The 13460-nt window shown below is 68.5% G+C and carries 17 protein-coding genes; 6 read left to right on the top strand and 11 right to left on the bottom strand.

The genetic code is table 11. From position 1 onward, the window contains the following. Positions 1 to 6: 6 nt before the first annotated feature. Entirely contained in the window at positions 7 to 1329 is a 1323-nt protein-coding gene (locus EV193_RS18920) for a D-alanyl-D-alanine carboxypeptidase family protein (protein WP_130345511.1), read from the bottom strand. Positions 1330 to 1439: 110 nt separating this feature from the next. On the opposite strand from EV193_RS18920, the gene EV193_RS18915 reads away from it, so the two are divergent. Together EV193_RS18915 and EV193_RS18910 are read left to right on the top strand one after the other, a co-directional pair. Continuing rightward, positions 1440 to 1787 carry a hypothetical protein gene (locus tag EV193_RS18915; RefSeq protein ID WP_130345510.1) on the top strand — a complete coding sequence of 116 codons (348 nt, stop codon included), beginning with the start codon at positions 1440 to 1442 and terminating at the stop codon, positions 1785 to 1787. A gap of 36 nt (positions 1788 to 1823) precedes the next feature. Then, positions 1824 to 2672, top strand: a complete 849-nt coding sequence (locus EV193_RS18910; protein WP_130345509.1) for an LLM class flavin-dependent oxidoreductase — start codon at positions 1824 to 1826, stop codon at positions 2670 to 2672. Here the strand turns inward: EV193_RS18910 and EV193_RS33770 are convergent. Both EV193_RS33770 and EV193_RS18900 read right to left on the bottom strand, forming a co-directional pair. Continuing rightward, on the bottom strand, positions 2635 to 3021 hold the full coding sequence (locus EV193_RS33770; protein WP_207222709.1) for a hypothetical protein: 387 nt from the start codon (positions 3019 to 3021) through the stop codon (positions 2635 to 2637). The genes EV193_RS18910 and EV193_RS33770 overlap by 38 nt on opposite strands. Then, a complete protein-coding gene (locus EV193_RS18900) occupies positions 3018 to 4316 on the bottom strand; it encodes an ArsB/NhaD family transporter (protein ID WP_130345508.1) in 1299 nt (432 codons plus the stop codon). The genes EV193_RS33770 and EV193_RS18900 overlap by 4 nt, the downstream gene beginning before the upstream one ends. Positions 4317 to 4473: 157 nt before the next feature. Between EV193_RS18900 and EV193_RS18895 the strand changes: the two genes are divergently transcribed. Continuing rightward, positions 4474 to 4932, top strand: coding sequence for a CBS domain-containing protein (locus tag EV193_RS18895; protein ID WP_130345507.1), 459 nt, complete (start codon positions 4474 to 4476; stop codon positions 4930 to 4932). Between the two features lie 15 nt (positions 4933 to 4947). On the opposite strand, the gene EV193_RS18890 is transcribed toward EV193_RS18895, so the two are convergent. The 7 genes from EV193_RS18890 to sdhC form a co-directional block, all read right to left on the bottom strand. After that, positions 4948 to 5376, bottom strand: a complete 429-nt coding sequence (locus EV193_RS18890) for a type II toxin-antitoxin system Phd/YefM family antitoxin (protein WP_130345506.1) — start codon at positions 5374 to 5376, stop codon at positions 4948 to 4950. A gap of 100 nt (positions 5377 to 5476) precedes the next feature. Continuing rightward, the gene (locus tag EV193_RS18885; RefSeq protein WP_165401411.1) at positions 5477 to 5884 is read right to left on the bottom strand and encodes a type II toxin-antitoxin system VapC family toxin; all 408 of its coding nucleotides are present in this window, start codon (positions 5882 to 5884) and stop codon (positions 5477 to 5479) included. After that, entirely contained in the window at positions 5877 to 6116 is a 240-nt protein-coding gene (locus tag EV193_RS33395) for a FitA-like ribbon-helix-helix domain-containing protein (protein WP_165401410.1), read from the bottom strand. The genes EV193_RS18885 and EV193_RS33395 overlap by 8 nt, the downstream gene beginning before the upstream one ends. 183 nt (positions 6117 to 6299) lie before the next feature. Then, positions 6300 to 7097 (bottom strand): succinate dehydrogenase iron-sulfur subunit, encoded by a 798-nt coding sequence (locus tag EV193_RS18880; protein WP_130345504.1) that lies wholly within the window; start codon positions 7095 to 7097, stop codon positions 6300 to 6302. Beyond that, positions 7097 to 8851: a succinate dehydrogenase flavoprotein subunit gene (gene sdhA, locus EV193_RS18875; RefSeq protein ID WP_130345503.1), complete on the bottom strand. Its 1755-nt coding sequence runs from the start codon at positions 8849 to 8851 to the stop codon at positions 7097 to 7099. The genes EV193_RS18880 and sdhA overlap by 1 nt, the downstream gene beginning before the upstream one ends. Before the next feature lie 31 nt (positions 8852 to 8882). Beyond that, positions 8883 to 9299, bottom strand: a complete 417-nt coding sequence (locus EV193_RS18870; RefSeq protein WP_130345502.1) for a succinate dehydrogenase hydrophobic membrane anchor subunit — start codon at positions 9297 to 9299, stop codon at positions 8883 to 8885. 3 nt (positions 9300 to 9302) lie between these two features. Continuing rightward, positions 9303 to 9740 (bottom strand): succinate dehydrogenase, cytochrome b556 subunit, encoded by a 438-nt coding sequence (sdhC, locus tag EV193_RS18865; RefSeq protein WP_130345501.1) that lies wholly within the window; start codon positions 9738 to 9740, stop codon positions 9303 to 9305. Positions 9741 to 9905: 165 nt separating this feature from the next. Here sdhC and EV193_RS18860 point away from each other — a divergent pair, with 165 nt between their 5' ends. The 3 genes from EV193_RS18860 to EV193_RS18850 are packed head-to-tail and all read left to right on the top strand — an operon-like array spanning position 9906 to position 12585. Next, positions 9906 to 11213, top strand: a complete 1308-nt coding sequence (locus EV193_RS18860) for a hypothetical protein (RefSeq protein WP_130345500.1) — start codon at positions 9906 to 9908, stop codon at positions 11211 to 11213. Beyond that, on the top strand, positions 11210 to 12235 hold the full coding sequence (locus EV193_RS18855) for a hypothetical protein (protein ID WP_130345499.1): 1026 nt from the start codon (positions 11210 to 11212) through the stop codon (positions 12233 to 12235). Before EV193_RS18860 ends, EV193_RS18855 begins: the two co-directional genes overlap by 4 nt. Further along, positions 12232 to 12585, top strand: coding sequence for a hypothetical protein (locus tag EV193_RS18850; protein WP_130345498.1), 354 nt, complete (start codon positions 12232 to 12234; stop codon positions 12583 to 12585). Before EV193_RS18855 ends, EV193_RS18850 begins: the two co-directional genes overlap by 4 nt. Here EV193_RS18850 and EV193_RS18845 read toward each other — a convergent pair. Further along, positions 12582 to 13436 (bottom strand): imine reductase family protein, encoded by an 855-nt coding sequence (locus EV193_RS18845; protein ID WP_130345497.1) that lies wholly within the window; start codon positions 13434 to 13436, stop codon positions 12582 to 12584. The two genes, EV193_RS18850 and EV193_RS18845, sit on opposite strands and share 4 nt — an antisense overlap. Between the last annotated feature and the right edge of the window lie 24 nt (positions 13437 to 13460).

Below are 13460 nucleotides of genomic sequence, written 5' to 3'. Positions count from 1 at the left end.
GCGTTTCTAGGGGGTGGCGCTCTGGCGGGCCAGTCGCGCTCGCTTCGCCTTCTGGCGCCGCAACCACAGCGCGACGGCGATCGCCACCACGAAGCCGGCGATCACGAACAGTGGCACGCCCATGTTGCCGAACGCCGACCGGTTCGGGTCGTTGGACGCCTCGCCCACCACGACCGGGGCCTGCGAGGTGGTCTCGCCGACCGGCGGCGGGCTGCCCGGCTTGGGCTGCGGCTGCGGCGCGCGTTCCACGAGCTGGCCGACCGACCCCGAGCCCTGGCGGGCCAGCGTGAAGCCGTAGCTCAACAGCTCGGCCGCCTGCTCCGACGGGTGCACCGGCTTGCTCTCCGTGCGCAACACGACCGCCACCAGACGCCGGCCGTCGCGGGTGGCCGCGCCGACGTAGGTGTGCCGGGCATCGTCGGTGAACCCGGTCTTGCCACCGAGGAACCCGGTGTACTTGCCGAGCAGCTTGTTGTCGTTGAAGAGCTTGTAACCCGGCTTGGCGGCGTAACCGGGGAAGTCGAGCGCCTTGGTCGCGACCGCCTCGGCGAACTCGTGGTGGCGCATCGCCGTGCGGAACAGCAGCGCCACGTCGTAGGCCGAGGTCGACATGCCCGGGCCGTCGAGACCGGATGGCGTGGCGGCGCGGGTGTCCGTGGCGCCCAGCGCCTTCGCCAGCGAGTTCATCTTCTCCAGCGCGGCCGGCACCCCGCCGAGCGCCCTGGCCAGCGCGTGCGCCGCGTCGTTGCCGGAGCGCATGACCATCGCCTGCAGCAACAGGTGCACCGGGTACTGGCCGCCGGGGCCGACGCCGACCTTGGTGCCCTCCTGGTTGGCGTCCTCCTGCGTGCCGCTGATCACCATGCGCGGGTTCAGCTCGCGGATCGCCACAATCGCCAGCAGCGTCTTGATCACCGACGCGGGGCGGTGCCGGGTGTGCGGGTCGCGGGCGGCGAGGATCTGGCCGGTGTCGACGTCGGCGACCATCCACGCGGCCGAGGTCAGCTCACCGGGTGGTGGCGTGGTGCCCTCCGGCCGCACGACGCCGCACTCGCCCATGCGGTTGCCGCCGACCGGCTCGTCCGGCACGGGCAGCGGCGCCGGCGGGGGCGTGCCGGGCTTCGGGACCTCGGAGGTGTCCACCGGGGGCGGCGGCGTCTCGCGGGCCTCCCGTGGTGGGCAGTCGTCGAGTACCCCGTGTGTCTCGGCGGTCGACCGCTCGCCCTGTGGCTGCGCGGATCCGCCTGGCGCGGCGATCAACGCGGCGATCAGGAGAGCACTCAGCGAGAAGAGAAGGGCGATGGCTGATCTGCGGGCTGTGAAGCGCACGTGAGTAGGTTAGGGCGTGCACGCTCCGTGCAGGCAAGCACCACCGCACCGGGCGCGCCGCACGGTTTGGCACGATCATGCTGTCGACGTCGACGGATTGAGGAGGCGGCATGGGCTTCGTCCGTGACCTGCTGGTGTTTATTCACCTGATCGGGATGGGTCTGCTCGTCGGCATGATCCTGCTGCAGCTGATGGCCGGCCGTGAGGCGCCGATCAACAAGGGTTGGCTACACGGCAGCGCGCTGCAACTACTGTCCGGAATCCTGCTGATGGTGCTCGCGCCCGCCACCGACGCCGATTACAACCACATGAAGCTCGGCATCAAGCTGGTCGTGCTGGTGGTGATCGGCGGTCTCGCGATCTCCTTCATGCGCAAGGAGTCGGCACCCAAGTGGGTCGCCCCCACGCTGGCCGGCCTCGTAGTCCTCAACGTCGGCCTCGCGGTCTTCTGGAATTGAGTTGCCGCCGCCGTGCGGTGAGACAACCATGCGGCCGTGCGCTTCTCGGTGAACATCCCGAATTTCGGTGACTTCGGCGACGCGCGGACGGTGGCCTCGGTGGCGAAGGCCGCTGAGGACGCCGGCTGGGACGCGTTGTTCGTGTGGGACCACGTTGTCCACGTCAAGACGCTGGGCCGGTCCTTCGGCGATCCCTGGATGCTGTTGACCGCGGCGGCCCTGGCCACCACGCGGATCAAGCTCGGCACGCTGGTGACCCCGGTGGCCCGGCGGCGGCCGCATCAGCTCGCCCGGCAGGTGTCCACACTGGACAACCTGAGCGGCGGGCGGGTGATCATCGGCACCGGGCTGGGCGCGCCGATCGAGGACGAGTACGGCAGCTTCGGCGAGCCGACCGATCCCGTGGTGATCGCCGAACTACTCGACGAGGGCCTGGACCTGCTCGATCGCTACTGGTCCGGCGAGCAGGTGTCACATGAGGGCAAGCACCACATCGTGCGGGACGTGACGCTGCTGCCGACGCCCGTGCAGCGGCCGCGCGTGCCGGTGTGGGTGGCCGGCTACTGGCCCAACCGCAAGCCGATGCGCCGGGCCGCGCGGTGGGACGGCGTGGTGCCGCTGTTCAAGTCGGCGAACCACGGCACGCCGCCGCCCGTGCACGAGGTGCGCGACCTGGTCGACTACGTGTCGTCGCACCGTGACGGCGGCGGGCCGTTCGACGTCGTGGTCGGCGGCTCCAGCACCCGTGACGCCGCCGACGTGATCGGCCCGCTCGCCGACGCCGGAGCGACGTGGTGGGACGAGCGAATGCCGATCAACAGCGCGGACCTCGACAAGCTGACGCCGATCATGCGGCGGATCGAACAGGGCCCGCCCGCACTCTGATCACCGGCGAGCCCCGGCCCCGCACGGGCGCGATCGGCGTGCAGGGCGCGTGCACAGCGCGGGACTCGCGGGTGCAGGGCGCGGGACTCGCGGGTGCAGGGCGCGGGACTCGCGGGTGCAGGGCGCGGGACTCGCCGGTGCACAGCGCGGGACTCGTGGTGCCAAGCAGCCGCACCTTAGGGGACGGGACGCAGCCCAGCTCCGGTGACGACGACACGGCGCGCAGTTCCCAGGCGTCGAGCACGGGCGGCGCGAGGTCGGGGAGTGCGGCGATCCACGCGCGGCCGGCCTCGCCGCCGTACTTGTGCTGGGCGGCGGCCAGCTCGTCGGGGACGTCGATCGTGGTCATGCGAGTACGAAGTAGCGCAGCCACAGGTAGGGCGCGGCGAGTGCGATCGACAGGCCGGCGACCACCGCGCCGTAGCGGGTGAACGTCCAGAAGCTGATCGGGGTGCCGTTGCGGGCGGCCAGCCCGAGCACCACGACGTTGGCGCTCGCCCCGACGGCGGTCGCGTTACCGCCGAGGTCCGCGCCGAGTGCCAGCGACCACCACAGCGACTCGGCTTGCGGCGTGCCGCCCGCGGCTGCGACCAGGTCGGCCACGATCGGCGACATCGTTGCCACGTAAGGGATGTTGTCCACCACGGCGGACAGCAGCGCGGACACCACGAGCAGCACCATCACCGCGAGCAGCAGCCGCCCGCCGGTCGCGTCGGCCAGCGCGCGCGACGCCATGCCGATCACGCCGGTCTTGACCAGCGCGCCGACCATGACGAACAGGCCCATGAAGAAGACCAGCGTCTCCCACTCGACGTCGTTGATCGCGTCCTCGACGGTGACCTTCGTGGCGGCCACCAGCAGGCCGGCGCCCAGCAGGGCCACCACGGACGGGTCGAAGTGCAGCTCGGTGTGCAGCACGAACCCGGCGAGCACCAGCGTGAGCACCACCAGGCTCTGCACGAGCAGCACCTTGTCCCGGATGGCGTCGCGTTCGGACAGCGCCATCACCTCGGCGACGCGCTCCTCGTCCACGGTGAACGCGTCCCGGAACAGCCATCGGCACACCGCGATGTAGACGATCATCATCACCACGACGAACGGCGCGAGGTGAACGATGAAGTCGTTGAACGACAAGCCACTGCGGCTCGCGATGATGATGTTCGGCGGGTCGCCGATCAGCGTCGCGGTGCCGCCGATGTTGGACGCGAGCACCTCGGCGATCAGGTAGGGGATCGGCTTGAGCCCCAGCCGGTCGCACACCAGGAACGTCACCGGCGCGATCAGCAGCACGGTGGTGACGTTGTCCAGCAGGGCCGACGCCACGGCGGTGATCACCACCAGCATGACCATCAGCACGAAGGGCCGGCCGCGAGCCTTCTTCGCAGCCTTGATCGCCAGGTACTCGAACAGACCGGTCTGCTTGATCACCCCGACGATGACCATCATGCCGAGCAGCAGGAACACGACGTTCCAGTCGATGCCGGCGTCCAGCGAGTGGAAGGCCGTCTCGCCGTCGGTGAGGCGCAGCGCCAGCATGATCGCCGCGCCGCCGAGCGCGGCGGCCACCCGGTGCACCCGCTCGGTGGCGATCAGGACGTAGGCGGCGACGAAGACGATCACCGACAGAATTTGTGGCGTGGTCATCGGTACACCGTCGCCATGTCAGCTCCCGGAGAAGTCGTCGCTCTACCTACATGCCGACCAGACTTCCCGGCGCTCCGTGTGAACACTCTGCAGGAGATCGTCAAGATTCCGCAAATCCAGGCGCGCTCAGATGGCCGAATGCTCCTACGCTGACCCCATGCGTGCCAGGGAGGTCGCCGAGGACTATCCGCTCGTCAAGGTGTCCGATGACGCGCTGGACGCGGCACGGCTGCTTGCCCAGCGGCGGCTGCCCGGTGTCGTGGTCGTGGACGACGGCGGCCGCCCGGTGACGGTCCTACCCGGCTCGCAGGTGCTGCGGTTCCTGATCCCCGGGTACGTGCAGGACGACCCGTCACTCGCGCGCGTCTACGACGAGCGCACCGCTGACAAGTGTGCGAGCACCCTACGGGGGCGTACGGTCAAGGAATTGTTGCCTCCCAAGGAGAAGCGGCACGAACTGGCCATTGTGGACGGTTCGGCGACGGTCATGGAATGTGCGGCACTGATGGCCAGGCTGCGCACCCCGCTGCTGGTCGTCGCGGAGAAGGACGAGGTGCACGGCGTGGTGACCGCCTCCCATCTCCTCGAACTGCTCCTGCTCGCGGATCGGCCCTGACCCGTCGGGCAGCCGTCACCGGTAGACGTCGGAGCGCTTCGCCACTCGCATGATCGTGATCAGCCCGGCCTCCGCGGGGCATCCGCCAGGCTCATGACGATTTCCAACATTCGTGCGAGGACGTCGCGCGGCAGTCGTTGCAGCTGCTTGTCTACGTCCGGGCGGAACTCGATCTTCACGAGGTGTGGACTTCCGACGGGCTCGCATCAAGCTTGTCGAGCATGTCGACCAGTGGGTGGATGCGAACCCACGCTCGCGGATTTCCTTGATGCGCACGGCATCCGTGATGTCCGCGTGTTCGTGCAGACGCTCGTAGTCGGCCATGCTGATGATCACCGCGATCTCGCTGCCGCTGTCGGTGATGATCGCCTCCTCGCCGGAGTAGGCGACCTCGCGGACCACGGAGCCGAGATTTGCTGGGATTGAGTCGATTGGTGAAGTCATGGGGTCGTGCTCGATTCTGTGATGAGGGCGTGACGGGGTGCGCGTCGAATCTGTGGATAACTCGACGCTTGTGGACAGATGGGGCTACTGCTGGCCGGCGCTAAGCAGTGATCAGCTCGACCTCACAGGGGAGGTCGGCGGCGGCCTTGGCCAGGCGGGCGTCCGCGGTGAGTAACGGCACGTCGAGCAGGCAGGCCAGCGCGACGTACAGCCCGTCGTAGAACGACATGTACTGCCGCATCTGCCAGGCGAGGTCGGTGAGCGCACCCGTGTGCGGATAGCGCTCGTCGATCGTCCACCACAGGTCGGACAGCGCGCTGGCGGCGAGTTCGTGACCGATCTCGCCGACTCGTTCCAGCTTGCGCAGGGCATGGCCGACCTCGGCGTCCACGACATGCGGCGCGTGACAGACGGTGTCGTCGAAACGGTCGTTCATGGCCACCGCCGCGGTGTGTTGCTCCGCCTTGGCGAACACGAAGGCGGACGCGTCGATCACCAGGTCAGTCACCGCGCACTTCCCGGATGGTCGCGACGATGTCCTCGAGGGTGGCGGTGCTCGGGCCAACCCGCTCCAGCACCTGCCGGTGCCGTTCCGAGGACTCGATCTTCCGCCTCTTTCGAGCCAGATTGATCACCTGGTCGCGCATGTAGGACTGCAGGGATTTTCCGTTCGCCCTGGCGTCTTTCCGCAGGTAGTCGTAGATGTCGTCGGGGATATCGCGGATCTGGATGGTGGGCATGGCGCTAGAGTAGCGCTGTAGCGCTGAAATGGCGCTAGCTCGATCGGGTGGAGCGTCGCATGGTGATGTTTCGCTGGGTGGTGCGAGTGCTGTTGTCATGCGTCCATCGTCGGCCCGATCACGCGGGCATGGCGGGGCGCGCTCCGAATCTGTGGATAACCCGGAGCTTGTGGATAACTCGGGTCAGACGCGCTTGAACAGCAGCGCGCGCTTGACCTCTTGGATGGCCTTGGTGACCTCGATGCCGCGCGGGCAGGCGTCGGTGCAGTTGAACGTCGTGCGGCAGCGCCACACGCCCTCGGCGTCGTTGAGGATGTCCAGCCGCTCCTCGGCGCCCTCGTCGCGCGAGTCGAAGATGAACCGGTGCGCGTTGACGATCGCGGCCGGGCCGAAGTACGAGCCGTCGTTCCAGTAGACCGGGCACGAGGAGGTGCAGCAGGCGCACAGGATGCACTTGGTGGTGTCGTCGAACCGCTCGCGGTCGGCCGCGGACTGGATCCGCTCGCGCGTCGGCTCGTTGCCGTAGGTGATCAGGTACGGCTTGACCGCCCGGAACGCCTCGAAGAACGGCTCCATGTCGACCAGCAGGTCCTTGTTCACCGGCAGGCCCTTGATCGGCGCCAGCGTGATCGTGGTCGGCTTGCCCTTCTTCGCCAGCAGATCCTTGATCAGGACCTTGCAGGCCAGCCGGTTGATGCCGTTGATCTGCATGGCGTCGGAGCCGCAGATGCCGTGCGCGCAGGAGCGGCGGAAGGTCAGCGTGCCGTCCAGGTACCACTTCACGTAGTGCAGCAGGTTCAGCACGCGATCCGTGGGCAGCGCCGGCACCTCGAAGGACTGCCAGTGCGGCTCGGAGTCGACCTCCGGGTTGAACCGGAGGAGCTTCACGGTCACCGACACCGCGCCGTCCGGGACCGGAGGCTGGGACTCGTGGGAGCCCCAGACGCTGGTGGGCTTGTCGCTCGTGGTGGAAGTGGACATCAGTACTTGCGCTCCATCGGCTTGTACCGGGTGAAGTTGACGGACTTGTAGTCCAGCCGGATGTCCGACGTGAGACCGTCACCCTGCTTGTAGGACATGCTGTGCCGCATGAAGTTCACGTCGTCGCGGTTCGGGTAGTCCTCGCGCGCGTGCGCGCCGCGCGATTCCTTGCGGGCCAGCGCACCGGTCACCAGGATCTCGGCCAGCTCGAGCAGGAAGCCCAGCTCGATCGCCTCGAGCAGATCGGTGTTGAACCGCTTTCCCTTGTCCTGCACGGAAATGTGCGCGTACCGCTCCTTGAGCGCCTGCACGTCGTGCAACGCCTGCTTGAGCGTGTCCTCGGTGCGGTACACCGACGCGTTCTTGTCCATCGTGGACTGCAGCTCGGTGCGGATGTCCGCGACCCGCTCGCTGCCGTGCTCGGAGAGGATGTGCTCCAGCATGGCCTCGACACCGGCGGCCGGGGTCTCCGGCAGCTCGACGTGCTCGTGGGTGGTCGCGTACTCGGCCGCGGCGATTCCGGCCCGGCGGCCGAACACGTTGATGTCCAGCAGCGAGTTGGTGCCCAGCCGGTTCGCGCCGTGCACCGACACGCACGCGACCTCGCCGGCCGCGTACAACCCGGGGAGCACGTTGTCGTTGTCCCGCAACACTTCCGCGTGCACGTTGGTCGGAATCCCGCCCATCGCGTAGTGCGCCGTCGGGTACACCGGCACCGGCTCGGTCACCGGGTCCACGCCGAGGTACGTGCGCGCGAACTCGGTGATGTCCGGCAGCTTCGTCTCCAGCACCTCGGCGCCGAGGTGCGTGCAGTCCAGCAGCACGTAGTCCTTGTCCGGGCCGGCGCCACGGCCTTCGAGCACCTCCAGCGCCATCGACCGGGCCACGATGTCGCGCGGCGCCAGGTCCTTGATCGTGGGGGCGTAGCGCTCCATGAACCGCTCGCCGTCGGCGTTGCGCAGGATCGCGCCCTCGCCGCGCGCACCCTCGGTGAGCAGGATGCCGAGGCCCGCCAGACCGGTCGGGTGGAACTGGTAGAACTCCATGTCCTCCAAGGGAAGTCCCTTGCGGAACACGATGCCCATGCCGTCGCCGGTGAGCGTGTGCGCGTTGGACGTGGTCTTGAAGACCTTGCCGAACCCGCCGGTGGCGAAGATGATCGACTTCGCCTGGAACACGTGGATCTCGCCGGTCGCCAGCTCGTAGGCGATCGCCCCGGTGGCCACCGGATTGCCGTCCTCGTCTGGCGTCAACGCGATGTCCAGCACGTAGAACTCGTTGTAGAACTCGATGCCGTGCTTGACGCAGTTCTGGTACAGCGTCTGCAGGATCATGTGGCCGGTGCGGTCGGCCGCGTAGCAGGAGCGGCGCACCGCGGCCTTGCCGTGATCGCGGGTGTGGCCGCCGAAGCGCCGCTGGTCGATCTTGCCCTCGGGCGTGCGGTTGAACGGGAGGCCCATCTTCTCCAGGTCCAGCACCGCGTCGATGGCCTCCTTGGCCATGATCTCCGCGGCGTCCTGGTCGGTGAGGTAGTCACCGCCCTTGACCGTGTCGAAAGTGTGCCACTCCCAGTTGTCCTCCTCCACGTTCGCCAGCGCCGCGCACATGCCGCCCTGCGCCGCGCCGGTGTGCGAACGGGTGGGGTAGAGCTTGGTGAGTACCGCGGTGCGCGCGCGCTGGCCGGACTCGATGGCCGCGCGCATCCCGGCGCCTCCCGCGCCGACGATCACCACGTCGTACTTGTGGAACTGCATTGCCGCTTCTCTCTTCTGACGCGTGGTGGGGTCAGTCCCGCATGTCCATCTGCGGGTCGAAGGTGAAGATCACGAACGTGCCGAGCGCCAGGATCAGCACCATCGACACGTAGAGCAGCATCTTCAGCCAGAACCGGGTGGAGTCCTTGCGCGCGTAGTCGTCGATGACCGTGCGCAGGCCGTTGCCGCCGTGCAGTTGTGCCAGCCACAGCATCGACAGGTCCCAGAACTGCCAGAACGGCGACGCCCAGCGGCCGGCGACGAAGCCCCAGTTGATGCGGTGCACGCCGCCGTCGAGGATGTTCATGATGAACAGGTGCCCGAGTACGAGCACCACCAGCGCCATGCCGGACAGCCGCATGAACAGCCAGCTGTACAGCTCGAAGTTGCTGCGGCGCGCGGCCGGACGGCGTGGGGCGCGCGGCTTGTCGAGTGCGAGTTCGGCCATGGCTCAGTGACCCCCGAACATCTCGCGCGCGGTGCGCTCGATCATGAAGTACGCACCGGGCACCATCACCACGACCCAGACGCCGAGAATGCCCCAGAGCATCTGCCGCTGGTAGCGCGGACCCTTGGCCCAGAAGTCCACCAGCATCACGCGGATTCCGTTGAGCGCGTGGTAGAGCACCGCGCCGACCAGGCCGATCTCCATTAGGTTGACCAGCGGGGTCTTGTAGGTCTCGATGACCTCGTTGTACGCGTTGGGCGAGACCCGCACGAGTGCGGTGTCCAGCACGTGCGCGAACAGGAAGAAGAACGTGAGCACGCCGGTGATCCGGTGTGCCACCCACGACCACATACCCGGGTCGCCGCGATAGACGGTCCCGCTCCTGCGGGTGCGAGCTGGCGCGCTCTCCGTCTTCGCGCCTGAGCCGGCCGATTCGGACATCGGTTGACGGCCTCCAACGTCACTGAGGGATCGGCCTGCGTGTCGCAAGTGGACATACCGCCGACGTTGACTCCCGGATGCTAGACCGGGCTCGTCCGGCCGACCCAACTCACTGATCCCCTGTGTGACACAGCAGACAGGAGCCGTCGTGGCAGGATTCGCGCCGTGACGGGGATCCGACGCGTGTTCGCAGCACTGGCCGCGCTGGCCTTCGCGCTGGTCGTCGCGCCACTGCCGGCTCAGGCCGAACCCACGCCCGCGCAGCCGCCGAAGCTCGACGTGCCGGCCGCGCTCACGGCGTTGGAGACGACGCCGATCCATCGTGCGCCCGGCGCGGTGGCGTGGATCGACGAGCAGCGGGTGCGCGCCGAGATGGCGCCGAATACCCGGATTCTGGTGGCGCCCTACAAGGGCGACAACTATCCGGGCAAGGACGACTACCAGAACCAGGTGTACAACCCGATCGAGGAGTGGGCCAAGCGCACGAACCTGCGGCTGATCAAGGTCGAAGGGCTGGGCGTCGACGTGACCGATGGCCCGGGATATGGCCCGTCCGACATCCCCAGTTTGCGCCAGACCACCGCGTACCTGGACGTGACGCAGTCGGTGCTGACGCTGGCCCGCCTGGCCAAGGGCGTGCCGCGCGACCAGTCGTGGCGGTTCGAGTACACCAACGACAAGGTCGTGCCGCCCACGCCGTCGCAGGTGGACGCGATGGCCCGCAATCTGGAGCGCACGAAGATCTACAACGCGCCCGGCCGGGAGGACCCGGTGCTGGCGGATCTCGCCGACCAGGCCGGGCGGGCGGGAATCACGCTGCGGGTCGCCGCGCTGCCGCGGCTCACCCGGGGGCAGCCGCTGATCGACTACGCGCCCGCCCTTGCCGGTCGCTTCCCCGGTGAGGTGATCATGGTCACGCAGGGCCGGTGGCTCGACGCGGTCGGCCCGGATCAGGCGGAGATCACCTCGTCGCGGGACTACGCGTACGGGCGGTTCGAGATCGGCAGTTTCACCAAGGGCAGCACCATGTCCGACCGGATCGGCACCGTGTTGGAGCGGCTGCACACGCTGCGGAACAAGAAGCCGTTCGGGCGCCCGCAGCCGCCGGCCCAACCCAGGCCCGAGCCCTACGACGTGCGCAGGACGATCAGCGCGGCCGCACCGTGGGCGCTGCTCGGGTCCGCCGGTGTGCTCGGTGGCACCGGGGTGTTCCTGTGGCGGCTGCGCGGGCGGCGGGACAAGGTCGACTCGACCGAGTTGCGGATCGCGAGCGCTCAGGCGGCGGCGAAGATCAGTGCGCTGGGAGCGCTCGTGCTGGCGGCGGAAGAGCGCGGCGATCCGGTCGATTCCGCCGTCGCCGAGCGGCACGACACCGCGCGGTCGCTGTTCGATCAGGCGCACACGCCGGTCGCGATGGCGCAGGTGGCCAAGATCGCCGACGAGGGGATCGAGATGGCCGGTGATTCCCGATGACGGCGGTGTGGCTGGTCATCGCCGCGATGTTCATCGTGCCGCCGCTGTGGAAGCACCGGGTGAAGGTCTGGGCGTACCTGCGCCGGCCGAAGTGGCTCGGGCTGCCGAGGTGGCTGGTGCTCGGGGTCGTGGTCGGTGTGGCACTCGGGTACGTGTTCTTCGGCAACCCGGTGCAGGGGCCGAAACCGTTGTCCCCCAAGGCTTTGGCCGCTGCCGAGGGACTGCGGACCGGTTCGGTGTACGTGGCGCCTGGCGCGCCGCCGGTGGTCGACGTCGAGCGGGTACGCCAGGTGATCGGCGACCGCCCGATCGTGGTGGCCATGTTGGACAGCACTCCGCTGCCGCCGGCCAGGATGGGCCTCGAAGGCCAGGACATGTGCGAGGAGATCGCCGAGATCGCGGCCACCAACCTGGTGATCACCTTCGCCATGGAGAACAAGGACGGCTACGACTCGTCGTACTGTGTCGGCAAGCAGTTCGGCAACGCGCACAACGGGTTGAAGAACTCCGACTTCGGGTTCTCCTTCCTCGTGGCGCCCGAGCAGGCGTGGCAGTACCGGGCCACCGAGACGAACAAGACGCCGGAGATCGAGGAGTTCGTGCTCGCGTTCGACGCGAAGATCGCCGAGAAGAACGTCTCGATTCCTCGCCGTGCGGTGATCCAGCCACCGGCGCCGGCACCGGATCCGGTGCAGACGCGGCAGATCGTGACCTCGCTCGGTGGCATCATGCTCGCCTCGGTGGCGTTGTTCGCGCTGCTGCACGTCGGTGCGCTGCTGTGGCGCCGGCGCGCCGACCGCCAGTCCGGAATGGACACCAGACGGATCGAGATCGACGCGCGGATCAGCAGCCTGTCTGACGACGTGCTGCACCCTCGGCGGCCGCACGACGCCGCGGAGGCGGAGCACCAGGCTGAGCTGGCGCGGCGATATGTGTTGGTGCTCAAGGAGTTCTCCGACCGCGGGCCGGTGTCCGAAGTGGACAGAGAGCTGTCCTCACTCGAGGAGATGGTGCGCCGGTGAGCCCCTGGTTGATCGCACTGGCGGCGGTGATCGTCGCGGCCGGCGCGCTGGTGCCGCTGCTCGGCCGGCGCAAGCGGCTGGCGCTGCGCAGCAACGACGAGGCGATCGCGGCCCGGTCGAGTCACGCGAAACTCGGGCACTACGTGGAGACGCCGGCTGCGACCGACGACGTGCGCGCCGCCGAACTGCTGCGGGACGCGCGTGAGCGGTGGGTCACCGCCGGATCGGTGCTCACCAAGGCGAAGACCGAAGAGGACTTCGAGCTGGCCGAGCGCATCTGCGTCGAAGGCCTCGCGGCGGTGGCGAAGGCGCACGAGCGCATCGGCATCCCCGGCCCGAAGGGCGACTAGCGACGTGTCCTGATGACCTCGACCAGGCTCGCGAAACTCTCCCTGCCGCGGCCGGCGTCGATGCCCTTGGCGGTCAGGGACGCGATCAGCTCCGGCAGGGCCGCGTCCAGGCCGTGCTCCTCGCTGGCCCGCACGAGGTGATCCATCAACGGCGCGTCGAGTTCGAGCCATTCCTCCTCGCCTGGGTACTTCCGGTCGTCGATCTGCGCGGCGTAGTCCTCGATGACGTCCACCACGGTCGCCTTGAGCCACCGGGTGAGCAACGGAGTGAAGGTCCTCGCCTGGACGCCGGCGGCCCCGAGCAGCGTCGCCGTGTGCAGGTAGCCGATGAGCGTCGCCCAGGCGAAGTTCAGCATCGCGACGTCGTAGAGCGACGCCGTGCCGGCATCGGGGCCAAGGTACGTCGCGCTGCCCCAGTGTCCGAACAGGGATTCGTTGTTCTGGAACACCCGCTCCGCGCCGCTGTAGACCAACACCGTGTGCTCGTCGCCCACGTGCTCGGGGTGGGCCATCAGCGCGCCGTCCAGGTACTGGCCGCCGAGGGCCGACACACGCGCGGCGGCCTGCCGGGCCTGCGCGCTCGTCCCGGAGGTGAGATTGACGATCTCGTGTCCGGTCATGGGCTGTTCGACCTGATCGAGGACGCGCCACAGTTCGTCGTAGTCGCCGACGCACAGCACGACCACGCGCGCCGTGGCCAGTGCGGCCGCCGGTGCGTCCGGTGGGTCGGCGGGAGCCCAGACGGTGACCGTGTGTCCCGCTCGGGTCAGCGCCGTGGCCAGGGCCGATGACCTCGGATTGTTCCCGATGACCAGGACCGGTTCCGCTGCTTGTTTGTTCGTCGCTCGCACGTTTCCTCCCCAATCGCTATCTAC

It is taken from the genome of Herbihabitans rhizosphaerae (genome assembly GCF_004216555.1).
Lineage (GTDB): Bacteria > Actinomycetota > Actinomycetes > Mycobacteriales > Pseudonocardiaceae > Herbihabitans > Herbihabitans rhizosphaerae.
This window is presented reverse-complemented; position numbering and strand designations above follow the sequence as displayed.